The organism is Marinomonas polaris DSM 16579 (assembly GCF_900129155.1).
In the GTDB taxonomy this organism is placed as follows: Bacteria; Pseudomonadota; Gammaproteobacteria; order Pseudomonadales; family Marinomonadaceae; genus Marinomonas; species Marinomonas polaris.
In genome coordinates, this window is the sequence record NZ_FQVF01000017.1 from 70,702 (window position 1) to 95,289 (window position 24,588).

The following is a 24,588-nucleotide window of genomic DNA, read 5'->3' on the forward strand; positions in this document are numbered from 1 at the left end:
CGATGATAAGATAGCTGGAGTTTATTTTATTGCTATTTTGTGCGCCGGATTTGTCTTACGCTAGTCATTAATCAAAAGCGTGCTAACCGTTTAATGAGGATGTTATGCAATCAGTCAAAGTGGTTTTTCATATTGATGAAGTTGAAAAGTGGTCGTTGCTTCTCGCGAATGTACGAAATCTTGTAAAGGTCGTGGATGTTGCCGCTTCCAAAATTGTTGTGTTGGTTAACTCAAAAGCTGTGACCATATTTGATGGGAAGATTGTTGATGAGCTTTCTTTTGATAGAAAAGCACAACCAAATCATACTGATGCTATCCAAGAGTTAGCCGAGCTGGGTATTGAATTTACAGTGTGCCAAAACTCGATTAATGGATTGAGTATTTCTGTTGAATCTTTGCCAGAGTCTGTAAAAATTGTTCCGGTTGGCGTGTTGGAACTGATCGAAAAGCAAGCTGATAGTTTTGCTTATATAAAACCTTAGTGACTGTCATATATAAAACCTCAGCGACTATCGTATATAAGACGGTAAATGGTACAGAACGAAAAAGGGTCACTTTGAAGTGACCCTTTTTTATATCAATTTTTTACTTAAAAGCTTAATGACTATTTTTTGTCGGCAGCTTTTTCAGCTTGTTGCTTGTCGTAACGTTTTTCCCAGAACTCCGCGCCTTTGATACCAAGTGCTTTAGGGTTAAAGGTGTATTCAGTTACGCCAGATGCTTTTTGGTCTTCGTAATCACGCAATGCTTTCATGGTTGGTTTTGCCATGAAGAAGATAGTGATGATACCAACGATGTTTAACCAAGCCATTAAGCCTACGCCAACGTCACCTAGGTTCCAGATGTAACCTGCTGTATTAACTGTACCGTAAGCTACCATGAACATGATAAGCAGTTTTACGAAGGTTAGTGACACGTTGATGTTCAACGCACGACGTAGGTAAGCTACGTTAGTTTCAGCGATGTAGTAATACGCCAAAATAGTCGTGAATGCGAAGAAGAACAATGCGATGCCCACAAAGACTGGACCTGAACTACCAAATACGCTTGCCAATGCCATTTGAGTGAAGGCAGGAGACGCAATGATAGTAGAAGGATCAACGTTTTGAACGATGAATTGACCGTCAGGCAAAGAGCCTTGGACGTTGTATTGTTGCGTGATCAAAATCATCAGAGCCGTAGCTGTACAGATGAATAGAGTATCAACGTAAACAGAGAAAGCTTGAACAAGACCTTGTTGTGCAGGGTGTTGAACTTCTGCCGCAGCGGCTGCATGAGGTCCAGTACCTTGACCGGCTTCGTTAGAGTAAACACCACGTTTTACACCCCAACCAATTGCCGCACCAAAACCTGCTTGTGCAGTGAATGCATCAGAGAAGATTAAGCCGAAAATACCTGGTACTTTATCTAGGTTTAGGAAAACAACGATCAACGCCATCACAATGTAACCAAGCGCCATGAATGGCACGATTATCTGAGTGAAGTTCGCGATACGTTTGATGCCACCAAAGATGATGAATGCCAAGACAACCAAGATAACAGCTAAGGCAACTAATTTAGTTGAACCTACGTCACCGAATGAGCTTGATACAACAACACCTTCGCCGAAGATTTGTACGACAGCGTTGCCAACAGAGTTTGCCTGAATGCCAGGTAAGAAAACACCACAAGCAAGAATAGATGACAAAGCAAATAATATGCCTAACCAACGCCAGCCAAGGCAGCGCTCGAAGTAATAAGCTGGACCACCACGGTATTGACCACCTTCGCTGACTTTATAAAGCTGACCTAAAGTGGATTCCGCATAAGCCGTGCTTGCACCTAAGAAAGCAACGACCCACATCCAGAAAATCGCACCTGGACCACCAAAACCAATGGCCGCAGCAACACCTGCAATGTTACCTGTACCAACACGACCAGATAGCGATACCGCGAGTGCTTGGAAAGAAGAAATGCCTTTGTCTGAATCGTTAGAATTGAACAAAAGCGAGCACATTTCTTTGAAATGACGAACTTGAGCAAAACGTGTAAGTATTGAATAAAACAAGCCCGCGCCTAAACATAGATAAATTAGGGCAGGGCTCCAAATGACTCCGTTTAAGAAATCAATGAATGCTTGCATAGATAGTCCTCGATAAGATTAGCTCTGAGAGCTTTTTTAGTTGTTGTATGGATACTAGAGTGCGGCGGTTGTGGGAATTGCCGCTGCCATTATGCGGAATGTTACCGTTGGAAATGTAAATTGCGCATGAAAAGTGCACTTAAGTGGGGCGAATTTAACATGAAAAAGAAATGAGATCTATTTGTAAAAGATAGAAGGGGGATATTTCACAAAAAAAATCCCGATGCAAAGATAGTTGCATCGGGATAGGTTCTAGGCGCTGGAGTACCTAGATAAAGGTTTTGATTGCGCTTAATAGATAGGGGTCAAAGAGACCTTCAGGGAAGTCTACATTCATCACTCTACCAATAGTGACTAAAAATATGACCAAGCAAATAGCAATAGTCGTTGATTTTAGATAAGACGCTTTTGCTAAGAACTTCAAGAACAAGAGTGAAAATACAAAGGTTGTTGTAATGAAGCCAAACAAGTAATACCCATAAGCAATGAAAAAGAAGCCAGCTATATATATCAAATTCATGGTGAGATCAGACGGAATTCTTGTGTGTTTTACTCTAATGTATTTACTCACAATCATTACTACTGAAAACAAGATAATTGCTATGGCAATGATGGGAAATGCTTTTGTTAGCATGGATGAGTCCCAAACATTCACGAGAGCATAAATAGCACATACGCTCATAATTGCGATTATCCCCCAATCTGCCAAAGAAACAGTTTTTACAATATTGTCTTTTTTAGTTTCTTGTGGCGTTGGTTCTGCTTTCACATCATTCTTCTGCTGCCTTTTTTTCAAAATAGGAGGTAGTACGAAACCAACAATAATGAGTGCGGCAATAGCAATTACTCCAGGACGTAAAAACCAAGAGTAACCGTAAAATTGGATGCTTTGGAAGAAGTAGTTCTCTGCTCCTGAAGATAATACAAAGCCAATTAAAAATGCCGGTCTAGGCCAATTCGCACCTTTCATCATGACGCCGAGAGCTGCCACGACACCTAATAAAATAAAGTCACCTAAGCTTCGAGTTGCTTGATAGGCAGCAAACAAGATAAGGGTCAAAATAATAGGCGTAAGTACCGAAAATTTAATGTAAGTGAGTAGCGATATTGGACGTGTAAAACAAATACAGAATAATGCGCCCAGAATATTGGCAAGAGCAAGAGACCAAATAATCGTGTATGTCAGGTCAAGGTGAGTCGTTATCATTGATACGCCCGGTTGGATACCAAGCAATAACATACCGCCTAGAAAAACCGCCGCCGCGCCAGAACCAGGTACACCGAATAAAATGGTCGGAATCATGCTTCCTGATGCGCAGGCGTTATTGGCAGATTCAGGAGCGATGACACCACGAATATCACCTTTTCCAAATTGAGACGAGTCTTTACTAGAGTTGATGGCAAAGCTGTATGTCATCCAATCTACAACTGATCCACCTAGGCCTGGAATCGCGCCAATTAAACTCCCAAAGATAGAGGATTTACCAACCAGTGGAAGGTTAGCAAAAACATCTTTGAAGCCCTGCTTTAAGCCGTGACCAAGTTTATTTGGTGAAGAGGCAATTGCGCTATTTTTCACTAATAAGCTGATGATCTCAGGTAAAGCAAAAATCCCCAAACCAACCACAACTAATGGAATCCCGTCATACAGATAGTCGATATCTAGAGTGAAGCGGAACTCTCCTGTTGCTGGAGCTCCGCCAATAGCGCCTACCAAAAGACCAAATCCACAAGCTGCCAAGCCTTTGTAGACATTACCGCCCGAAAGAGCGGCGACAACGCTTAGCCCTAACAGCGTAAGCATAAATAGCTCAGCCGAGGAGAAAGCCAAAACTACAGGTCGTGCGACGAGTATAAATACGCTTAATACAATTGCACCAACAACACCACCTATCATGGATGATAAGAAAGCGGCGGACAATGCGCGAGCCGCTTGCCCTTTTTTCGCTAAAGGAAAGCCATCCATAACCGTAGCTTGTGATGAACTTGAGCCGGGAATGCCCATCAAAACTGAGGTAAATGTATCCCCCGTTGGTATTACCGCAACGAGTCCCATCAGCATACCAAGACCAACGGAAGGTTCCATCCCATATAAAAAAGGTAAAAGTAAAGACATACCGGCGATGCCACCAAGTCCGGGAATAATGCCGACTACTAATCCAACTAAAACACCAGCAATTAGGTAGGTTAGATGGGTAACTGACATTATTTGATCCAGGGCGCTGAGGAACTCAATCATTAATAATCACTCCTAATTTAAAACTACAGCTTGTAATCAAATTTCGTTTTTAGCCAATCGGAAATCCAAGTGTACAACTCAGGAGAAACGGTAATGGCATCGCTAAGATATTGAGCGGCATCAATACCTACAATGTTTTCATAAGGCCCTACTTGTATCTCTGAATCCTTTATAAAGGCAGGATCTTGTAGCATCTGTTTAACAGCTTTTTGATATGTCTGAATAATGTCATTTGGTGTGTCAGCAGGTATGAAGATCACCTTTTGAAAGGCAAATCCAGCCGCTAAGAATTTTTTATAAGCCGTGTATTCCATACCAGATGGTTGTTTACCAAATTTTTTGAAATAGACTTCTTCAAATGTCGGAAGGTCTGCAAAAGCAGGGTCTCTAACGATTTCGCCCTTATTATTTAGAATACCTAATGAAAATAGTGGAACTGCTTTTTTATTATCAACAAGATCAACGACAGAGCTTAAGTAGGCAGAAGACGTTTGAAAATCTATTTTTGCTTCACCTCGCTCAAATGCAAGACGGCCAGCACCGCGGCTTTTCATACCAAAAACAGGCTTTATATCAAGCCCTAGCATTTCGAAAGCCAAAAAGACCGGTAACTCCAACCCTGTTGGGCTTTGAGAGCCAAAAGGTAACGTAACACCATTTAATTTAGTAATATCATTCGCTGAGGCTACTCCAAGATCTGGTTGTACGTAGACAACTCCGCCTGTAGGGCTAGCCATCAACGGAATCCATTTATCAAAGTTATAGCGAACACGTTTATCCCCTAACATGAATGGATACAGTGTTGATGCTGAGGTTCCTAGGATATCCTCACCATTACTCTTTGCTCGTTGAAAAAATAGATTTGTGCCTGTGATTGAGCCTCCACCAGGTTGGTTTTTTATAACCACTGTTGGGTTTCCTGGTAGGCTTTTAGTTAAATGGGGTGCAACAAAGCGAGCCCAAACATCGGTGCCGCCACCGACCCCAAATGGAATCGTCCAGTTAATGGTTGACGGAAGTTCAGTATCTTGTGCTTTTGTGGGTAACGCCAATAGGCAACCAAAAGTTAAGACAGAAACCCCTAAGAGCTTAGAAAGTTTTTTCATTGAATTCACCTTTCTTGTTTTTATGAATGTTTAATACGTTTATTATTTTTTGTATTGATAGTTAATTAAGATAAACCGTACCTGAAAGTATTTTTCTTGCTGTACGGATTACCGATACACTATTTAACGCTGATAAATTGTCTTCCTTGCGTTGAGCGCTAAGCTCGATCTTTCCTGAAGGGTGTTCAAGGGTGAAATGGGACTCGGAGTCTTTATCACCAATGAGTTTTGAGGCTACGGTTCCTGGAAGGCAACACGCAGTCACAATAGCGATACTTCCCGTAACGGCTAATGATTTATGGCATTTATGTGGGACAAAGTAGCGAGCATTGATGGTTCCATCAAAACGAGCTGGAGAAAGTAAAATAGGCTTAGGTATCACAGAGTCTGAAACATTCCCCATACCCATTAGCTCACCTGCCTGAAGGCGAATAACTTCTAAACGAGTCATAAACTCAATATCGTTATCTAGCTCTGCTGGCGTTTCATAGCCGGTTTTTCCAAGATCACTTGCTTGGATTAAAACAACTGGTGTCGCAGCATCAATACAAGTAACTTCTACCGAATCGATAATGTTCAGAGCACTACCAGTGGGTAATAACTTACCTGTTTTTGCGCCCTCTACATTCAAAAATGTTAACTGAATTGGGGCGCCAGGCGAGTTCGTACCGCTAATAATAGTATTTCCGGTATATTCTACTTTGCCTTGAGGAGTTTGTACTGTTGAATGAATAATCTTTCCGGTGTTTAGATTATGAATGCGTACCGTCGTCGTTCCTTCGCTAGCCGGGAATAAGCCAGTTTCTATGGCGTAAGGCGCAACACCAGCAAGCATATTTCCGCAGTTTGGCGCAAAGTCTACAGTTTTCTCTACTATGCCTACTTGAGCAAATAAATAATCAACATCCGCATCTGGGTGAGTTGAAGCGCCAACCATCGCCACTTTGCTTGTTAAGCTATTTCCTCCACCAATGCCATCAAGTTGAAGTTCATGGCCGGATCCCATAATTTTTAACAAAACATCTGCACAGGCATTCCGGTCTTGAGGAAGATCGGAGATCTGTAAATAGGGCCCTCTAGAGGTGCCGCCGCGCATGATGATGCAAGATATGGTTTGTGACATTGTGATAAACCTTTGTTGTTGTAATAGCTTGTAGCTAAAGTCTCACAATCTATATTCGTGCATCAAATGCAAAGATACGTCATAATTGATGTGTAAAACGAATCAATTGGAGTGGCAATGCATCAAATAGAATTTAAAGATTTGGTTATCTTCATACGTATTGCGGAGACAGGAAATTTTCATGATGCCGCTGAATTAACCTTTTTATCTCAACCTGCTTTGAGCCGGAGAATGCAGAAATTAGAGGCTATTTTAGGTACTCAATTATTTGAACGAACGACTCGAAAAACTTGGCTAACCTCTGTGGGGCGTGAGTTTTTGCCAAAAGCTCGTCGTATGGTAGAGGAATTTGAGCTGTCTGTTTTAGGCATAAAAGACATGGCTTCTCAGCAGAAAGGCAAAGTCACTATTGCCTGTATCCCCACTGCTGCATTTTATTTTTTGCCCAGTGTTATTAATGTTTTTAACGAACGTTATCCAGGGATTCGCATTCAAATTTTAGACGAAAGTGCCAATCATGGTTTGGAGTCGGTTATTCGCGGAGATGCGGATTTTGGTATAAATATGGCTATAGCTCAGCATCCAGAAGTGTCTTTTACGCCGCTTCTCGATGATCCATTTGTGGTTTGTTTACGCAAAGATCACCCATTATGTGAGTTAGATGAAGTCTCATGGACGGATATGGAGCCGTATAAATTAATTAGTGTTGGACGTGCCAGTGGTAACCGAATTTTGTTGGATAAATCCTTAGCAAGAGATCAAGTGCAGCTGAACAGTTTTTACGAAGTCCAACATCTTTCTACGTCGCTCGGTTTGGTGGAAATGGGGCTAGGTATATCTATTGTTCCCAAATTGGCTATGCCATTAAGTAGCGCATCAGTACTGACTTCTAGGCCGCTCAAAGGCAAAAAAATTGATCGTTCAATTGGACTTGTAAAGCGAAGCTCTACATCGGTTTCTCCCGCGGCGGATCTATTTATTAATATCCTGTTGGAGCGCTGGTCGGTTAATTAACTTACGATCAAAGCATGAGGCACTTTAAAAAAGCTAGAGAACTAAACTTAGGGTATTTTAAATAATACAGCTAGTATGGTGTTTCAGTTTAATAGCGTTTGCTATTTCCGTGCATCACCTAGGACTTATATGTCTCATTTTCGCGTCCGTTATCAAACTCTTGAGTTTGATAAGACCGATATCCATGTGCGAACACTGCGTGATAATCAAGAGTTTTCAGATGATGATAATATTGCGTTAAATCTTGGTATCTCATCTGCGGTATGGCCTTTGTTTGGTGTGATTTGGCCATCTGGTGAAGTGCTTGCACACCTGATGTTTGAGCATAAAATCGATGGTTTAAAAATATTAGAAGTTGGCTGTGGTATTGGGCTTGCAAGCCTTGTATTGAATCATAGATTGGCCAATATTACGGCAACGGATTATCACCCTGAAGCAGGCAATTTCCTTAAGCAAAATACGCTTTTGAATGGCGATCAGCCTATACCTTTTATAAGGGCGAGCTGGCAAGACGCAAGCACAGACTTAGGCAAATACGACTGTATTATCGGTAGTGATATTTTGTATGAACGTTTTCATGTTGATCTATTATCCGCTTTTATTGAAAAACACGCTGCGGCAAATTGTTTGGTTTTGCTGGTGGATCCGGGTCGGGGTCACCATGCTCCTTTCAGTAAAAAAATGGTTCTTTTGGGATATTCTCATCATCAACGAAAACCAGATGCTACAAATTACCTATCTTCGCCTTTTAAAGGGCAAATTTTGACGTATCAGAAGGGTATTGCAGGGATTTAAAGTCGCTTGCTTTGAGGCATTCTCTAAATATAAAAAAGCCGAGTTTTCGCTCTGCATTTTTATGACCATGACTTATTTGCTTCTGCGCATGTCATATCTTTTTTCGTTGTAAAGCCAAGTACCTAGCAGTGGATGTGCAATAGCTTGGTTTATTAAATCCTCACTAACATCATCACTTGGTGTTAATGTTAAGTCTTTATAGGAAAAGGTTTTTGGCGATTTCTTCGGCTGTAGAATAACGACTTTGTTATCTTTCAAGAAGGCTTGGTTTTCATTGAATTGCATAATCGCCCGTCCCACATAATTATCACCGACTTTTGTTAAGTCTTGTCCAATCATTGGGTGTTCTGAATCTACGCCAATTAATGACAAAAGTGTTGGTGCCAAGTCTATTTGGCTGACCAATCGACTATCACTTTTAGGTTTTATTCCATCGCCTATGATTAAAGCTGGTATGTGAAAGCTTGGAATTGGCACTAAATCTGACCGGGTTGTACGTGCGTCATGATCGGCAACCACTAAGAATACTGTATCTTTCCAATAGTCTTCTTGTTTCGCTAATTTGAAAAAATGGCCTATTGCATGGTCGGCGTATTTGACCGCATTCTCACGAGTTGCTTTGGGCGTATTGTAAAGTTCAATTTTGTTGTCAGGGAATTCAAATGGGTCGTGGTTTGATGAGCTGAATACCAAACTGAAAAAAGGTTTCCCTGTCTTAGATTTTGCTACAAAGTCTTGATTGGCTTTGGTGAAAAGATCTTCATCACTCACACCCCAAGAGCCAACAAACTCAGGATTCACGAAGTCTTTTTCTTCGATGATGGAGTTGAAGCCGTTACCTAAGAAGAAGGTTTTCATGTTGTCAAAATGAGCGCCACCACCATAGATGAAGTTAGTGTCATAACCTTGTTTACCGAGTAGTTTGGCAATAGTGAAAAAATTGGTTTGTGAATTAGGGAGTTTTACTGTGCTACGCGCGGGAGTAGGAACAAAGCCTGTTACAACTGCTTCAATACCTCGTACCGAGCGAGTTCCAGTCGCGTATAAATTGTTGAATGACCATGCTTCAGGCACCAATTTATCGTATTCAGGCGTTAAAGGAAGCCCGCCTAAACTGCCAACAAACTGCGCTCCCAAGCTTTCCTCAAGAATGATAACAAGATTTTTCGGGCGATCAAAACGCTGAGTAGCTTGTTGCATGTGTAGGGTAGGAAGGTCTTCAGATGTGAACTGATCTTTATCTAGCCCCATTGCTTTATGGGTCTCTGCAATGACCCTGTCCTGGCTCATTTCTGGGTACAGTTCAAATGAGCTAACTTCATCGGCCATTTGGCTTACGGCGTACATAAGAGAATAAGTCGAGTTAAGGGTTAGGCTATTTACTAGTGGATCGTTAGTAAATGCCGTATAGCTTGGATTTATTGGTCTGTGCTGCAAGCTTGAACGAGCGCCAAGAAATGCAAGACAGAAAATGATAACGACTAATACTGGACGTTCGAACCATTTAGGCTGTGGAAGTTTGACTATGCTTTGTTTACGAAAAAATTGATACGCCAAAATGATAGTGATAGTGGATATTAATGACGTCAAAAGCAAAGTGAGCTTATGGCCTTCGATAAGCATAGAAAATACTTCTTTCGGATAGAGTAAGTATTCTACAAAAAGTCGATTTGGTCTTAAGCTGTATTCCTCAATAAAAGGAGGTGTAGAGGCTTCCATAAAAATCAGCAAAACAAAGGTGCATGTTAGCCAGATTCGAGTGAGGAGATCCCAAATACGATTGATATAGGGAATGCCTGAAATAAGTAAACTGATGACTGCAGGTATGCCGATTATGTATGAGATGGAAGCGATATCAATGCGTAAGCCGAAACCAAGCAATGTGATCCAATCGGCAGCACTGTCGATTCGATCATATTTCCAGATCATTAATAACAAACGACTAAGTGATAAGCAGAGTAGGGTGAGAGCTAAAAAACATAAATACGGTTTGAGAGGAGATAGAACACGTAACCATGAGTTTTTATTTTTTGGCATATCTTATCTCTATAAATTATTATATGTGCACTAGAATATAGTAGATAAAGTAAATAAAAAGTAAAAAATAATGTGTATCTTAACCTTTTTCATTGTTTTTTCGGCATTTTTTGTAAAGATCGAGTTCTTGGTCATAGGTCGATGTTTTTACATCCATGATGCCAAGTAGAGAGTGAAAGATATAATCTTGCGATATGTTGCTGTTTTGAGCTTCATTTTTTAGACAGGTTTGATCTATGTTTTTAGTTTTTTTAAAGCCGTCCGACATCCATAACATGAGAGGGACTCTTGTTTGATAAATAGGAGCAAATGCGTAGGGTAGTCCGTGTAAAAATACGCCATTTTCTCCTAATGATTCGCCGTGATCAGAAAGATATAAGAGGCTTGTATTATACTGGTCGCTGACGCCTTTGAGTTTGTCGATAAGTTTACTGATAACAAAATCAGTGTAATGAATAGTGTTATCGTAAGAGTTTATAATGCTTTCGGAAGAGCAATTTTCTACATCATTTCTCTGACAATCAGGGGTGAATTTTTTCTGATCATCTGGATAGCGTTTAAAATAATTTGGCCCATGGCTGCCCATTAAATGAATGAAAATAACCCTATCACCTTCCATGTTTTTTATATCTGAATCTAAATTATCTAAAAGAGCCATATCGTAACAACTATTACCATTACAGAACTCATTTACTACTTCACGATTTAATGTCGTTTTAGTGATGTTGTTGGCAACATCTTTGTCACCACCATCATTTTCTTTCCAAAGTAATGAAATGCCTGCTCTTTTGAGAATGTCGATAGCATTATCTTGATGTTTGGCGACAGATTCTTTGTATTCATCTCTTGATAGAGCGGAAAACATACAAGGTACCGATACCGCTGTTGCAGTTCCGCATGACGCGACATCTCTAAATGAAATTACATCTTGTTTGCTAGTATATTCATTGGTTGGTCTTGGATAGCCATTTAGCTGATAGTTTTGTGAGCGCGCTGTTTCGCCAAGTACAAAGAAAAATAGAGTCGGTTTTTGTGATGGATCCTTTATAGCTTGTTTTGCATCCTCACCAATTTTTTTATAGGTGACAGGGCTGGAAAAATAAGTGTTCTTTATGTACTTATAACTGCTTGAAAGGTAGTAAGTAGGGACAATCATTTCTTTTAAGTAGCTGTTTTTTCTACCTATATAGCTCAGATCTTTGAAGTAAAAAAAGACAATGGATAAAATGACAAGCACAGAAACGAAGATGGAAAGCGATTTTTTAATCACGCTAATTTCAGGTCTGATTTTTACTAGCGCTACCATTAAAGAAGGGATGATGCCTGTGATAGCCACCCAAAATACGGAATAAAAACTTAGATAAGAGGCTGCTTCACCTGTATCGGTTTCAAATGCGTTTTGAATAATTCCGTAATCGACGGAGATTCCATAATTATATATTACGTAACTTACAATACTGGATGTTAATAGTAAAAAAATAAATAATGGCTTGGTAATATAAGGCCAACTAATCAGACTAAATAAAATATTTGTGATTAAAAAAATAAAAATTGGCATGCATAAAAAAAGACCAATATTCATAGAGTTTGAACGTTCTAAAGCGTCATATAGTTGTACATAGAAAGGAATGTTTATAACTAACGCGTAGTACAAGGCAATCAATATCGTTAATTTAAAATATGTGATTTTTATTCTGATTTTCTTTGATAATGATTCTGATTTCAAATCCATTTTAATTCTTTCGCTTTTTATTAATTTAACAGTTAGCCTAAGCTTAGTTTCTAATTTATTTATAGCAACTTTTATTTTGTGAATTAAAAAATGTTTTAAGTGTATTTTTGTTTTTTATGTTAAATTTTTTATATTTTTTTCATATATTGAGTGCGTTTTTATGGGGAAATGACAAATTACCTAGTTCTAGGTGACGAGGGGAGTAGCTTCTCTACTATCTTATTTAGAAGTGTCTAAAATAGGATAGTAGAAAGGCAGGGAAGAAGAGTGTTTTTTATACAGTTAAGAATGAAAATTCGCGCTTAGTCTTTTTTCTCTATAGTGATTTCTAGTGTCTTGCTGTTGCCCGCAAACCACTTTTGAACGTAAAGTGATCCCATAATTGGAGCCTTGCCTTCTTCTGGCACTTCTTGGTAGCGTACGCTGTTTTTGGTTTCTTTCTCGTATTCGAATGTAACGGTTGTTTTAGACATTGTGACTTCCTTAATTAGTTAATTTCTTCATCAGGTGTTTTCTGAAATATAAGCGCTTTTAAACCGCTTTCTATGTCGATATCCAAAAACTCTGGCGGATTATCAAGTCGGTATTGAAACGCTAAAGTTGGAGCTTCTTCACGCATGCCATCAATTAAAAATTGCGCAGGAATGCTTGGATCATTGACACAAGCAAGCACTTGACCATTTTCAGCTAATAACTCAGGTAAGCGTCGTAATATTTTTTGATAATCTTTAGTTAGCGCAAAGCTGCCGCGCTGAAATGTCGGCGGATCTATGATGATAAGATCATATTCGCCATATTTTTTGATTTTTCCCCAAGATTTGAAAATATCATGGGCGAAGAATTTCACACAGTTTAAATCATGTTGGTTGAGTCTGTGATTTTCTCTGCCTCGGGTAAGCACGGCTTTTGCCATATCTAGATTAACCACAAAATCTGCACCACCCGTTATGGCAGCGACAGAGAAGCCACAGGTATAAGCAAATAGATTGAGTACGCGTTTGTGTTGGCTGTTTTCTTTTACCCAGCGTCGTCCGTATCGCATATCAAGAAAAAGACCAGAGTTCTGATTCTTGCCTAGATCGAGTTGAAAAAGTAGGCCTTCTTCGTTAACGATCTGTTGCTCTTGGTAATTCCCCCAGAGGCATTCAGTCGGGCTTCGTTCACGGCTTCGGTGCTGAAGTAATAGCGATTGTGCTTTGCTATCACTCCATTCAGCTCTACTTGTCCAGTTGATGATTTCTTCATTCAGTTTGTCTAGTTCATCAGCAGTTGGTTCTTTGAAAAGAGAAATGAGGACTTGTCCCTCTAGCCAATCCACAGTGATCTGTTCTAGTCCAGGAAAGCAGCGGCCTCGACCGTGAAATAGTCGCTGCACACCATTTGGTGATTGAGCTAGTTTGTTAAAAACTTGTTCTGTAAGTGTTGCGAGTGACTGCGTGTCCATAAAATACGTATTCTGATGGTGATGAAATAAGAGCAGGTATTTTACTGATAACAAGCCAAGAGGCCAGAAAAAGCCAACATTAGGCGTATTTGAAAGGGAAAATCAGTCGTCAAGGTGAAAAATATTCATCGAGCCAGTGGTTGGCTCGATGAATATTTAGTTGTTAGAAATAGAATTATTGACGCTTCCAGCGATAAACATCAATTAACAAAAAGGCGAGTAAGCTAACGCCCATAACTGGCATGCTTATACCCAATGCAATGGCGATTAGTACTGTGATTATTTTTTGTGGACCAGTTAGTCTTGCCCATGCTTGCAATAATGGTTTAGAAGTTGATCCGGCCTGTGGGCGGCGAATCCACCACATTCTGTAGCCCCAAATAATCATGAAGCACAAAGACAAGCCGAAGATGGTTAGGATTATTTGGTTAACGACGCCAAACAAAACACCCATGTGAGCATCAATGCCCCAGCGAATCAGCTTGGCAACAATAGGGAAAGTGGCAAAATCGGCACGACTGGTGACAGTCATAGTGCTAGCATCAACGGCAACACTGTCTACTTGAGTCGGCCAAGATCGATCGATCTCACTTACTCGCCATGCTTTGTCTTTTGTTGATGAAGGTCTTATTTCTAGCTTATTGGCATCAATTCCTGCGTCTCTTGCTGCCTTGAGTACACCATCAAATAGAGCATCAACATTTTCAAATTTTTCCGCCGTTTGCTTCTTTGTCTGCATGTTGTGATGACTTGAATGATTGAGATGATCTGCGTGCTCATCTGACATCATCATATTGTGATCTATAGTTGTCAGGTCTTGTGAGACTGAAGGTGTTATCCAGCCAATGCTATTGCGCAAAGCACTGATGTTGTCGCCAGCCCATTTCGACCAAGTTAATCCCGTAATAGAAACAAAGATCAGACCAACAAAAAGACAAAGACCAACTTGATAATGGCGGCGGCGCTTACGCAGATGTTCTGTTTTGTTCGCGAATTCTGCTTTGTTTTTCTTTCCACCCTTGTACCAAAGGAAAAGTCCACCAATCGCTGCAATCCACAACCATGAAGCTGCAAGTTCGCTGTAATAGCGACCCACTTCACTCATGAGTAGCTGGCGGTGCAAAAAACTAATGGTGGTTCTGAAAGGTAAAGAACCACTTGTGCCATAAACGGGCAAATTGCCTTTCATTTCAAGTGTTATCGGATCAATAAAAATCGCTCTGGAACCAGATAGGTTTGCACTTGGGTCGAGAAACATAACACGTGTTGTATCGCCTTGCTCTGGTGCTGGGCGTACGGCAAATAAGGTTAAATCACTCGTTAGGTGTGATTTTGCCGCAGTTATTTGTTGTGACAGCGGTTTGGCCTCGCCGACACTTTGCGTTGTTAAAACATCTTTGTAGATGGCATTTTCAATCTGCGGCGTAATCACATAGAGGGTTCCAGTAAGAGCCGCTACAAAGATAAAGGGCCCAACAAAAAGACCAATATAAAAATGCAGTCGTGTAATTAAAAGTAGCATAGCATTTGAAGCAGATTCAGATGCCTTGTTATTTGTTTTTGTAGACATAGTAATTTCTCGTCTTATAGAAAAGGGCAAAATGACGCCTCTGAGTGAAAATCTCACTTTTCTATCATCATGAAAGACGCGCACAAAAATATCTGTTCTGTGATAAATCAGAATAGGCTGCGTCGTTTTTTTTGATATTAATTATGGTATTAATTAGACCGAAATTACTGGTGGTGCTCTGGGTAAAATAGAGGTGAAGGGCACATGATATTTGTGCGAAATAGTCGCTGTTACCATGTTTGGGTAGCGGCTTTGTGTCAGTGGAATAAGTTCGAAGGTTTTCGCGTCAATCCAGTTTAAATGGAAGAGCAGGGAACAATAACCGCAGGCTTCTAATAAATTAGCGCTTTCACCATGTGCGTGATGCCCGTGGTGACTAATATGTGCAGAGCTTACCTGTTTTTGCTTACTGTTCGCTTGCTCGGCAAGCATTTTTGCATGGTCGTGCCCTGACATATCCATGGCTTCCATCTCCATGCTTTCCATAGACATTGGCGCCATGGTTGGCTGGGGCGAAAGTGCATTGCTTATTTGTGAGAATAGCGGACCAAAATAAATAAGAAAAACTGCAAACAAGCCAACGCACACAGCGAACTGTGTGAGTTTATTTCTATGACTCTTTAATTTAGAGCTCTTTAATTCAAAGTACATGGCGCTTGTATCAGTAATTACTACTAACTTTTGAGGTCGATTGCATGTTCTTCTGCTGAGGAAACAATGCACTCACCAGCAAGATTAGGTGCTACACCAACCGAGAAACCATCGCCTTGCATACCTGGTAGCCACTTTTCGGCCCAATCTGCTGCGTTAATTTCCAGGCTATTGAAGCCTTGATAATCCTTCTCGCCCCAAGCTGTCGCTAGGGTTTCAGCTGGCCAAATTGGTAATACTTTGTCACTACCAAGATCTATAATCAAACAGCCTTCAGTGTCAGCAAGCGTCCATACAGAAGCGCCTTTTTTTACAAGGTTCAAAACGTGGTCATAGCGATCGCTGCTAGGTAAGCGGTAAAAAGTATCATCAAGAAGGATTGTGTTTGACATGCGGTTAGCTCAATTCGGTAATATAAAAAAACAGCATCTTACCACATTGACCAAAAGAGTGATTAATTCAATCTCCCTTTAATCAATGCGGCAGATAAAAATAGGTTATTCGAACAGGGCGTTCAAGTGTTTTAAATGCCGTTCTTTGTGATGGTCTTCCATCCAACTACCAGTGATGCCATTTTTAGCTAATTGAAATAATTCTTCTTTGCTGATACTGGTACCGTTAATTAATGAGGCATAGTTGTCGTTCATATAACCACCAAAATAGGCAGGATCATCCGAATTAACCGTCGCATTTAGGCCGAGCGTCAACATATTTTTAATTGGGTGATTTTTCATGTCATTAACGACACAAAGTTTCAAGTTAGAAAGTGGGCAAACCGTCAGAGTTAAGTTTCGTTGCTTGATTGCTTCAATAAGCTTGTCGTCTTCCAGTGCTCTGTTGCCATGATCGATTCTATCAACGCCGATTTGCTCAATGGCTTGCCAAACGTAGTCTGGAGGTCCTTCTTCGCCAGCATGTGCCGTTATCTTCAGTCCAAGATTCTTGCAAGCTTCGAACACGCGTAAGAATTTTTCAGGAGGGTGTCCTACTTCCGAACTGTCTAATCCAATGCCGTAAATCCATTTTAGGTGAGGCTTTGCTAACTCAAGGGTTTCAAATGCGCTTTCTTCACTTAAATGCCTTAAGAAAGACATGATTAGCTTGGATGTCATCCCCCACTTTTTCTCTGCATCTTGAAGAGCGTTATAGATACCTTGGATTTGAACATCAAAGCTAACGCCACGAGATAAATGACCTTGAGGGTCAAAAAATATCTCTACATGGACGACATTTTCACTGTGGACTTTTTCTAAATACGCCATCGTAAGGTCATAAAAATCGGCTTCGTGAAGAAGCACCGACATGCCTTGGTAATAAAGGTCTAGGAAGTCTTGTAAATTGGTGAATTGATAGGCTGCTTTTAAGGCGTCTACTGTATTGTATTTCAATTCAACCTGATTGCGTTGTGCTATGGCAAACATCTGCTCTGGCTCAAAGGTACCTTCAATGTGTAAATGAAGTTCGGTCTTGGGCATTTTTTTTGATAGTTCGATTAGTGTTTCCATAGGTTTACCTTTCGTTGCTTTGCTGTGCCTTGGATTCTTAAATATAACGATAAAAACGCAGATGAAAAAGAATGGCTGGCAGTGTTTAAGAGTGGTCGTTTAAAAAGCAGGAGAATATACAGCCAGCAGAGCTGGCCGTATATAAAAATTAATGTGCAAAAATTAATGCGGGATTTCGTCAGTAATGCCTTCAACATACCAGTTAACTTGAGCAAGCTCTTGATCTGTTAACGAATGATTAGCAGGAACTGCAACATTGCCTTTGTTATCCTTGATTGGACCTGTGAATGGTTTGAATTCACCAGACTTAATTGCTGCATAAGTAGCATCAATTTTAGCGCGAACATCTTTAGGAAGGTTCGGGTTAATTGATGCTAGTGTTAGCATGTCATCATGGAATCCACCCCAGAAATCTTGAGATTTCCAAGTGCCATCCATAACAGCTTGAACTTCTTTGATGTAGTAAGGTGTCCAGTTGTCACGAACAGAAAAAATGTGCGCATTAGGCGCAAACTTGCTTTGATCGGAGGCTTGGCCGATTGCGCGTAAACCACGTTTTTCAGCCGCAATAAGCGGAGCAGGACTGTCTGTGTGCTGTAGCATGACATCTACGCCTTGGTCCATTAGCGCATTTGCAGCATCAGTTTCTTTACCTGGATCGTACCAAGTATTTGCCCATACAATTTTCATTTTTACATCAGGGTTAACGCTTTTTGCGCCCATGTAAGCTGCGTTGATGTCACGAATAACTTCTGGGATTGGGAAGGAGCCGATATAACCAATGGTGTTGGTTTTTGTCATCATACCTGCAGTGACGCCGGAGATGTATCGACCTTCATAAGTACGAAGAACATAAGTACCTAAGTTTTTATCAAGCTTGTAACCTGTAGCATGTTCAAACTTTACTTTAGGAAAGCGTTTTGCAACTTTCACCGTTGGGTTCATAAAACCAAAAGATGTGGTGAAGATTAGGTCATTACCTGCTTTTGCTAGTTGAGTAATAACTCGCTCAGCATCCGCACCTTCTGGAACGTTCTCAACGTAAGTGGTTTTTACTTTGTCGCCAAAATATTCTTCTAAGCCTTTTCTACCCATATCATGTTCGTAACTCCAGCCTAAATCACCCACGGGTCCAACGTAGACAAAACCCACTTTCAATGGCTCTTCTGCTTGAGCAATACTTGCTCCGGCTAAAAGCCCTAGACTAACCAGTAAACTTTTAAGTTTCATTGCTTGCTCCTTTGTGCCCGAGGGCGTTTTATTTAATGTTTAAATTTTTATTTAAAATCAGGCCATTTGTCTTGGATCAAAAGGTTTTCCTAGCGCTCTAGGAGCCAGTAATTTCTCTTTAAACTTGTCAGCGCTGATAATAACCATAACAACCACCGTTGCAACATACGGCAACATAGCGAGTAAGTTTGGTGAAATAGACCAGCCCAAACCTTGAAGAACTAAATGCATAATACTGGCCAAACCGAAGAGGTAAGCACCTAACATAATTCGACCAACACGCCATGAAGCGAAAACGACCAGAGCAAGTGCGATCCAGCCTCGTCCCGCCGTCATGTTTTCTACCCACATTGGTGTATACACCAAGGACATATAAGCACCAGAAATACCTGCCATTACACCACCAAACATAACGGCTAAGTAGCGAACCCTTAGCACTTTTATGCCAATGGCGTTGGCTGCATGAGGGTTTTCACCAACTGCTTTAAGTGTTAGTCCAATTCGGGTTTTGTTGACCACAAACATAAGTGCAAAGGTCATTGCAAAAGAGGAATACACCAATATGTCATGACTAAACAAAATCTTGCCAATAAACGGGATGTCAGACAGCAATGGAATGGCGATAGGTTGGAAGCCTTGAATGGTTTGACCAACCACACCTGAGCCAATAAAAGCGCTTAACCCTGTGCCAAATATCGTTAAAGCAAGCCCTGTGGCCACCTGATTTGCACCTAGATGCAGAACGAGCACGGCAAAAATCAAGCTCATTACGCAACCCATTAACATGGCAGCCAGAACACCTAAGCCTGCGCTGCCTGTACCATAAGCGGCTAAAAAACCGACCACAGCGCCCATTAGCATCATGCCTTCTTGGCCTAGGTTTAACACGCCTGATTTTTCGCAAATCACCTCGCCTAAGGCGATGAAAAGTAGTGGAGTACCGGTTTTTACAGCGGCAAACAATATTTGTACGATTAGATCTGAGTCCAAAATAATCTCCTAGTTTGTCGCTTGGTTAGAAAAGGCAAGGCGATTGTTAATGAAAAAATCACAAGCCAAAAGAAAGAATAATAAAACGCCTTGAAACATACTGACCACTGCAACGGGAATGCCCATTTCAATTTGAGCTAAGTCTCCGCCCATATAAAGTACCGCCATAAAAACTGCCGCTAGGATAGCGCCAAGAGGATGTAGCCTTCCCAAGTAGGCTACAATAATCGCTGAGTAACCGTACCCTGGTGACACATTGGGTACTAATTGTCCTATTGGCCCTGTTGTTTCACTGACACCTGCTAGCCCTGCTAATGCACCTGCAAATAACATAACAAACCAACTTAATTTTTTACTACTAAACCCTGCGTATCTCGCTGCTGGCTCATCGGAACCAAAGACTCTAATTTGAAAACCAAGATGGGATTTGCTCAAAATGAACCAAGCAATAAAAGCAGACACAATAGAGAAAGCAACACCAAGATGAATTCGACTACTCTCAAATAGGGTTGGTAATAATGTTGAGTCTGCAAACATCGCAGACTCAGGGAAACCAAAGCCTTGAGGGTCTCTTAAAGGTCCGTGTACAGCCCAAATAAGCAGATACAATGCAATGTAGTTAAACATGATGGTGGTTAAAATTAAGTTTGAGTTAAAACGTAACTTTAAAAAAGTGGGAATGGCTGCCCAAATCATGCCAGAAGCTACGCCGGCTAATAGTGTGATGGGTAGGGCGAAAGCGGATTCTGAATCGATAAAGTAAAGCGCCATTGCAGAGCCACCCAATGCGCCAGCAAGTAATTGCCCTTCCGCACCGATATTCCACATGTTGGCCCGATAACATAGAGATAAACCAACGGCACAAAGCAGTAATGGCCCCATTTTGACGAACATTTCACCAATGTTATAACTGTCCGCTAATGGCGCAATCAGCAACACATGTAAGGCTTGTGAAGGTGATTTACCAATGGCTGAAAAAAGAATGCAGCCGAAAATTAACGTTAATGTGATAGCAAGAAGTGGCGAGGCTACTTTCATTAATGAGCTTGGCTCGGTACGAGCTTGAATGCGGATCATGCCTTGGCCTCTTGAGTGTGAAGCGATGAGTTATTAATAAAAGTTCCCGCCATCCATTGTCCGATTTGGTCTATGTTGGTTGCTTCCGTTCTTACCACTGGAGATAAGTGGCCATCGCAAACTGCAGCCATACGATCTGCTAGTAAAAACAATTCGTCTATATCTTCAGAAATGAGCAAAATGGCAGCACCTTGATCACGAAGCTCCAGTAAGGCTTGGTGAATGGCGAGTGCCGCACCAACGTCTACACCCCAGGTCGGATGCGCACAGATAAGCACTTTAGGGTTTTGTCCTATTTCTCGTCCCATAATGAATTTTTGTAAGTTGCCACCACTTAAGCTTTTGGCTTCTGAGAACTCGCCATGGCATTTGACTTTGTATTTAGCGATGAGTGCTGAGGTGTATTCTTTGATGCTTTGCCATTCCACTAGGCCGTTTTTTACAAAGCCATCGCTGTGAGTTAATAAGGTGTTTTCTGTCAGACTCATATCTGGAACAGCTCCTCGACCTAATCGTTCCTCAGGGACGTAGGCCATGCCAAGCTTACGACGTTCTCCAGCATGTAAATGACCAATGTCTAAGCTGTCGAGTGATAAGCTGTTTTTTACATTACGTTCATCTTCACCGCTGATAATCGCCATTAACTCGTCTTGACCATTACCAGCAACACCAGCAATGCCGAGAATTTCGCCAGACTTTAATTCAAAATTGATGTTCTTTAGAGATGTACCAAAAGGTTGCTTGGCTGGGAGGGATAAATTTTCAACATTAAAAGCGCGTTCAGTGCCTTCTTTTTTTGCGTAGCCTGCATCTTGCTCAGCAAGATCGCCAACCATCATTTTGGCAATAGAGGCTGGCGTTTCCTCGTTTGGCACGCAAGTGTCGACCACTTTCCCACCACGCAATATGGTTGCTTTGTGGCAAATTTCCGTCACTTCATGAAGTTTGTGGCTAATAAATAGAATGCTGCAACCTTCTTCTGACAGAGTGCGCAAGACGCCAAACAATCCAGAGACTTCTTGTGGTGTGAGAACGGAGGTCGGTTCATCCAATATAAGCAGTTTTACCGATTGAACTAGGCAGCGCATGATTTCAACACGCTGTCTTTCGCCAATGGACAGTGAATGCACGTATCGGCTTGGATTAACGTTTAAACCATATTCTTCAGAAAGTTGAGTAATTCTTGCTGCTAAATCCCCAATTTTATTTAACTGAGTTTTACTTAAACACAATTCTATATTCTGACTAACTGTCAACGTTTCAAATAAAGAAAAGTGCTGAAACACCATGCCAATACCTAAATCACGGGCAATGGATGGAGATTTAATATTCACTTCTTTACCATCCCAAATGATATCGCCCTTATCTGGGGCGACAACACCATAAATGGTTTTTACCAAGGTGCTTTTTCCAGCGCCATTTTCTCCTAACAGGGCATGAATTTCACCTGGCATCAGCGTTATGCTGATGTTGTCGTTGGCAAGGCAGCCAGGATACTGTTTGGTAATGTTTACAAGCTCAAGGCGTGATACCAAATTGTGTTTTTTCAATGTTCCAGCACCTTATTTCTAGAGGTTGAGTGAGTGGAATTGCTCATTTTCTAATTTTTTTATCTTTGGTTTTTATGTTGGTTCAAAAAAATAAAATCAAACGCTCTTTTTTGGTGCGGCATTTGCACTTTTTTTGGGCGATAATCATGTCTGTTTTTATAAATTTGACCGACTAGTTAATAAAATCGATTGTCTTGTTGATATATTGGTTTATCTAATCAATATTCATGCCAACGAAGTGTACAGTTGTAATGGCTTACAATACGTAAAATTAAAGTGCGTGTCTTTATTTAGAAGGATTTTCTAGGTGGGGTTTGATGTGTTTAATATTTGTGCTTAAAGGGGCTTTTCCTTGTTTGAATTGTATGAAAAGTGATTGATATTCTGTAGAATATCGCGTTTAACTTCAGCTTTATAGAAGCCATGTTTTATGGAAAATATAGCGATTCAAGCTTAATTGCTTTTAATGTGACAATAAGTGTAGGGTACTGTGTTTTCATCGATAAAAAAAATCATAGGTAAACTATTAAATATCGGCTTTGAGGATGAATTTGGAAATGACCTCAATCAGAAACATGTAGTGAATTTTTCCTACATGATGTTCTGTATAAGCTGTTTGTTCATGCTTATTGTGTTCTCGCTGCGTCAAATGTCCTCGGTTGCTATTTTTTCTTTGGTTGGTTTATTAATCGGTTTGGTTGGTTTACGTTACAGCTATATTGGGTATTTTTCTCGTGCTCAATTATTAATGCCCATTCTTAAAATTTCTCAAATATCCATTCTTAGCTTGTTTTACTTCGGCACTAACAGTGGTTTTCATTGGTTTTTTGTCAATGTCATTGCTTATTCCTTTGTTGTCTTCAGGGCAGATCAGAACTTTGCTAAGTACTGGATAGTTAGCATTTCTATTGTTTTATTTCTGATGTGTGAGCTTTTGAATACGCGAGGGATTTACCTCACTTCGTTTGATCAAAGTGTGATTGTTATTTTTGTATTTCTTGCACTCTCGTTCAATTTCGCCATGGTCATTAATCTTGTAATAAACCGACTGAAGTCGGTTAATAGTCACTTGCGAACCTTGGCTGAAATGGATGAGCTTACTGGCCTTTCAAATCGAAGAAAGGTCTTGGCGGATGCTGTTAATATTTTTGCAGATTCTGTTATCAATAGAGAGTCATGTGTCTTTGCTATTGTTGATTTAGACCACTTTAAAAAGATCAATGATACTTTTGGGCACGAAGCAGGCGATTTGGTTCTGGCAAAAGTATCAGCCATGATGGCGTCTGTTATAAGGCCTCAAGATGAAATAGGTCGTTATGGTGGTGAAGAATTTATTGTCATCATGTCAGACACTTCTTTAAAAGACGCAGAGGTTGTTATGGAGCGCATGAGGCAATCGGTCGAAAATATGCTGATAGAAACCGAGCATGGTATTGTTATTCCGGTTACTGTCAGTATTGGTGTCGCTGCTATTGCACCAAGTGTTTCGCGCTATGAAGAAATATTGGCGCAAGCGGATAAAGGTTTGTATGCGGCTAAGCGTAACGGCCGAAATCGAGTTTCTGTACAATCAGACTATCAAAGTTAGAATATATTTACTTATCTGTATTGACATATGAGTTGTCCACTTTCTCTGTGGATAAACTTGTTGGCTAATCTATTTTTCCTTTATTTTTCGTGATGAGGCTCATTTGCTCCAGATACTATTTCGCTCTGTTGATTATTGGATTGTTGAAAAACCTGCAGGTATGAGTTTTCATGCCGAGTCGGAAGAGCTGGGGGTAATGCAAACCCTGGCGATTTCTTATCCAGATCAAAGTTTTTATCCTGTTCATCGTTTGGACAAAATGACATCGGGTCTTCTGATAGTGGCTTGCCATGCAGCAGCTGCTGCAGAATTTGGAAAGATGTTTGAAAACCATGAGATGGAAAAGCGCTATTTGGCCTTGTCTGCAAAAAAGCCAAAAAAGAAACAAGGAACGATCTCAGGTGGTATGGCGCCGAGCCGAAGAGGTCAGTGGAAGCTTACACAAGATAATGAAAATTTAGCAGTCACACAGTTTTTTTCTTCTGCATTTCAAGGGCTTAGGGTTTTTATTGTTAGGCCTTTAACAGGTAAAACGCACCAAATTCGTGTGGCATTAAAGAGTTTAGGGTCGCCTATTTTAGGAGACCTTAGGTACAGCGGAGAAGGAGCTGACAGAGGGTATTTGCATGCCTACTCTTTGCAGTTTCATTGGCGGGGTGAGATGAAAAGTTATCTCAGCCTTCCTATATCAGGGGAGCATTTTTCGTCTGAGTTGTCCGATTTTATCGCGACTCAATTTGATGAATCTTTATTAAAATGGCCCGGTAAAAAGTAATTAATATAACTCAGCAGGGTTTTGCTCTGGCTGAGAAGGA

21 protein-coding genes are annotated in these 24,588 nt (G+C 40.7%); 5 read left to right on the forward strand and 16 right to left on the reverse strand.

Annotated features, from left to right (window positions below; all coding sequences use genetic code 11):
- The first annotated feature begins 104 nt into the window (after positions 1-104).
- A complete protein-coding gene (locus tag BUA59_RS17120) occupies positions 105-482 on the forward strand; it encodes a DsrE family protein (protein WP_072840897.1) in 378 nt (125 codons plus the stop codon).
- A 122-nt stretch (positions 483-604) separates the two neighbouring features.
- Here BUA59_RS17120 and BUA59_RS17125 read toward each other — a convergent pair whose 3' ends face one another.
- From BUA59_RS17125 to BUA59_RS17140, 4 genes are all read right to left on the reverse strand, one after another.
- Positions 605-2,122, reverse strand: a complete 1,518-nt coding sequence (locus BUA59_RS17125) for an alanine/glycine:cation symporter family protein (protein ID WP_072840898.1) — start codon at positions 2,120-2,122, stop codon at positions 605-607.
- A 268-nt stretch (positions 2,123-2,390) separates the two neighbouring features.
- Positions 2,391-4,361: a tripartite tricarboxylate transporter permease gene (locus BUA59_RS17130; protein ID WP_072840899.1), complete on the reverse strand. Its 1,971-nt coding sequence runs from the start codon at positions 4,359-4,361 to the stop codon at positions 2,391-2,393.
- Positions 4,362-4,384: 23 nt separating this feature from the next.
- Positions 4,385-5,467 (reverse strand): Bug family tripartite tricarboxylate transporter substrate binding protein, encoded by a 1,083-nt coding sequence (locus BUA59_RS17135; RefSeq protein ID WP_072840900.1) that lies wholly within the window; start codon positions 5,465-5,467, stop codon positions 4,385-4,387.
- A gap of 61 nt (positions 5,468-5,528) precedes the next feature.
- Positions 5,529-6,590 (reverse strand): 4-oxalomesaconate tautomerase, encoded by a 1,062-nt coding sequence (locus BUA59_RS17140; protein ID WP_072840901.1) that lies wholly within the window; start codon positions 6,588-6,590, stop codon positions 5,529-5,531.
- Between the two features lie 117 nt (positions 6,591-6,707).
- Between BUA59_RS17140 and BUA59_RS17145 the strand changes: the two genes are divergently transcribed.
- Entirely contained in the window at positions 6,708-7,604 is an 897-nt protein-coding gene (locus BUA59_RS17145; protein ID WP_072840902.1) for a LysR family transcriptional regulator, read from the forward strand.
- A 129-nt stretch (positions 7,605-7,733) separates the two neighbouring features.
- A complete protein-coding gene (locus BUA59_RS17150; RefSeq protein WP_072840903.1) occupies positions 7,734-8,399 on the forward strand; it encodes a class I SAM-dependent methyltransferase in 666 nt (221 codons plus the stop codon).
- A 72-nt stretch (positions 8,400-8,471) separates the two neighbouring features.
- Here the strand turns inward: BUA59_RS17150 and BUA59_RS17155 are convergent, their stop codons facing one another.
- From BUA59_RS17155 to BUA59_RS17205, 12 genes are all read right to left on the reverse strand, one after another.
- Positions 8,472-10,436 carry an LTA synthase family protein gene (locus BUA59_RS17155; RefSeq protein ID WP_072840904.1) on the reverse strand — a complete coding sequence of 655 codons (1,965 nt, stop codon included), beginning with the start codon at positions 10,434-10,436 and terminating at the stop codon, positions 8,472-8,474.
- A 79-nt stretch (positions 10,437-10,515) separates the two neighbouring features.
- Positions 10,516-12,168 carry a phosphoethanolamine transferase gene (locus tag BUA59_RS17160; RefSeq protein WP_072840905.1) on the reverse strand — a complete coding sequence of 551 codons (1,653 nt, stop codon included), beginning with the start codon at positions 12,166-12,168 and terminating at the stop codon, positions 10,516-10,518.
- A 302-nt stretch (positions 12,169-12,470) separates the two neighbouring features.
- Positions 12,471-12,641 (reverse strand): hypothetical protein, encoded by a 171-nt coding sequence (locus tag BUA59_RS23895; protein WP_012069620.1) that lies wholly within the window; start codon positions 12,639-12,641, stop codon positions 12,471-12,473.
- A gap of 14 nt (positions 12,642-12,655) precedes the next feature.
- Positions 12,656-13,612 carry a class I SAM-dependent methyltransferase gene (locus tag BUA59_RS17165; protein WP_072840906.1) on the reverse strand — a complete coding sequence of 319 codons (957 nt, stop codon included), beginning with the start codon at positions 13,610-13,612 and terminating at the stop codon, positions 12,656-12,658.
- 175 nt (positions 13,613-13,787) lie between these two features.
- Positions 13,788-15,182, reverse strand: coding sequence for a PepSY-associated TM helix domain-containing protein (locus BUA59_RS17170; protein ID WP_072840907.1), 1,395 nt, complete (start codon positions 15,180-15,182; stop codon positions 13,788-13,790).
- A 153-nt stretch (positions 15,183-15,335) separates the two neighbouring features.
- A complete protein-coding gene (locus BUA59_RS17175; RefSeq protein ID WP_084122507.1) occupies positions 15,336-15,833 on the reverse strand; it encodes a DUF2946 domain-containing protein in 498 nt (165 codons plus the stop codon).
- Between the two features lie 23 nt (positions 15,834-15,856).
- A complete protein-coding gene (locus BUA59_RS17180) occupies positions 15,857-16,225 on the reverse strand; it encodes a DUF2750 domain-containing protein (RefSeq protein WP_072840909.1) in 369 nt (122 codons plus the stop codon).
- Between the two features lie 105 nt (positions 16,226-16,330).
- Positions 16,331-17,338 (reverse strand): adenosine deaminase, encoded by a 1,008-nt coding sequence (locus BUA59_RS17185; protein WP_072840910.1) that lies wholly within the window; start codon positions 17,336-17,338, stop codon positions 16,331-16,333.
- Between the two features lie 162 nt (positions 17,339-17,500).
- Positions 17,501-18,568 (reverse strand): BMP family ABC transporter substrate-binding protein, encoded by a 1,068-nt coding sequence (locus tag BUA59_RS17190; RefSeq protein WP_072840911.1) that lies wholly within the window; start codon positions 18,566-18,568, stop codon positions 17,501-17,503.
- Positions 18,569-18,625: 57 nt separating this feature from the next.
- Positions 18,626-19,558, reverse strand: coding sequence for an ABC transporter permease (locus BUA59_RS17195; RefSeq protein WP_012069627.1), 933 nt, complete (start codon positions 19,556-19,558; stop codon positions 18,626-18,628).
- A 9-nt stretch (positions 19,559-19,567) separates the two neighbouring features.
- Positions 19,568-20,635 carry an ABC transporter permease gene (locus tag BUA59_RS17200; RefSeq protein WP_072840912.1) on the reverse strand — a complete coding sequence of 356 codons (1,068 nt, stop codon included), beginning with the start codon at positions 20,633-20,635 and terminating at the stop codon, positions 19,568-19,570.
- Entirely contained in the window at positions 20,632-22,185 is a 1,554-nt protein-coding gene (locus BUA59_RS17205) for an ABC transporter ATP-binding protein (protein ID WP_084122509.1), read from the reverse strand. Before BUA59_RS17205 ends, BUA59_RS17200 begins: the two co-directional genes overlap by 4 nt.
- A 622-nt stretch (positions 22,186-22,807) precedes the next feature.
- On the opposite strand from BUA59_RS17205, the gene BUA59_RS17210 reads away from it, so the two are divergent.
- Together BUA59_RS17210 and BUA59_RS17215 are read left to right on the forward strand one after the other, a co-directional pair.
- The gene (locus tag BUA59_RS17210; protein ID WP_245813175.1) at positions 22,808-23,773 is read left to right on the forward strand and encodes a GGDEF domain-containing protein; all 966 of its coding nucleotides are present in this window, start codon (positions 22,808-22,810) and stop codon (positions 23,771-23,773) included.
- Between the two features lie 103 nt (positions 23,774-23,876).
- The gene (locus BUA59_RS17215; RefSeq protein ID WP_072840914.1) at positions 23,877-24,548 is read left to right on the forward strand and encodes a TIGR01621 family pseudouridine synthase; all 672 of its coding nucleotides are present in this window, start codon (positions 23,877-23,879) and stop codon (positions 24,546-24,548) included.
- The last annotated feature ends 40 nt before the right edge of the window (positions 24,549-24,588 follow it).

Coding starts and splice junctions, on each gene's coding strand:
- BUA59_RS17175 (WP_084122507.1), bottom strand. CDS start 15,833: ATGTACTTTGAATTAAAGAGCTCTAAATTAAAGAGTCATAGAAATAAA.
- BUA59_RS17155 (WP_072840904.1), bottom strand. CDS start 10,436: ATGCCAAAAAATAAAAACTCATGGTTACGTGTTCTATCTCCTCTCAAA.
- BUA59_RS17140 (WP_072840901.1), bottom strand. CDS start 6,590: ATGTCACAAACCATATCTTGCATCATCATGCGCGGCGGCACCTCTAGA.
- BUA59_RS17190 (WP_072840911.1), bottom strand. CDS start 18,568: ATGAAACTTAAAAGTTTACTGGTTAGTCTAGGGCTTTTAGCCGGAGCA.
- BUA59_RS17185 (WP_072840910.1), bottom strand. CDS start 17,338: ATGGAAACACTAATCGAACTATCAAAAAAAATGCCCAAGACCGAACTT.
- BUA59_RS17150 (WP_072840903.1), top strand. CDS start 7,734: ATGTCTCATTTTCGCGTCCGTTATCAAACTCTTGAGTTTGATAAGACC.
- BUA59_RS17125 (WP_072840898.1), bottom strand. CDS start 2,122: ATGCAAGCATTCATTGATTTCTTAAACGGAGTCATTTGGAGCCCTGCC.
- BUA59_RS17180 (WP_072840909.1), bottom strand. CDS start 16,225: ATGTCAAACACAATCCTTCTTGATGATACTTTTTACCGCTTACCTAGC.
- BUA59_RS17210 (WP_245813175.1), top strand. CDS start 22,808: ATGCTTATTGTGTTCTCGCTGCGTCAAATGTCCTCGGTTGCTATTTTT.
- BUA59_RS17130 (WP_072840899.1), bottom strand. CDS start 4,361: ATGATTGAGTTCCTCAGCGCCCTGGATCAAATAATGTCAGTTACCCAT.
- BUA59_RS17120 (WP_072840897.1), top strand. CDS start 105: ATGCAATCAGTCAAAGTGGTTTTTCATATTGATGAAGTTGAAAAGTGG.
- BUA59_RS17170 (WP_072840907.1), bottom strand. CDS start 15,182: ATGTCTACAAAAACAAATAACAAGGCATCTGAATCTGCTTCAAATGCT.
- BUA59_RS17160 (WP_072840905.1), bottom strand. CDS start 12,168: ATGGATTTGAAATCAGAATCATTATCAAAGAAAATCAGAATAAAAATC.
- BUA59_RS17200 (WP_072840912.1), bottom strand. CDS start 20,635: ATGATCCGCATTCAAGCTCGTACCGAGCCAAGCTCATTAATGAAAGTA.
- BUA59_RS17165 (WP_072840906.1), bottom strand. CDS start 13,612: ATGGACACGCAGTCACTCGCAACACTTACAGAACAAGTTTTTAACAAA.
- BUA59_RS17135 (WP_072840900.1), bottom strand. CDS start 5,467: ATGAAAAAACTTTCTAAGCTCTTAGGGGTTTCTGTCTTAACTTTTGGT.
- BUA59_RS17145 (WP_072840902.1), top strand. CDS start 6,708: ATGCATCAAATAGAATTTAAAGATTTGGTTATCTTCATACGTATTGCG.
- BUA59_RS23895 (WP_012069620.1), bottom strand. CDS start 12,641: ATGTCTAAAACAACCGTTACATTCGAATACGAGAAAGAAACCAAAAAC.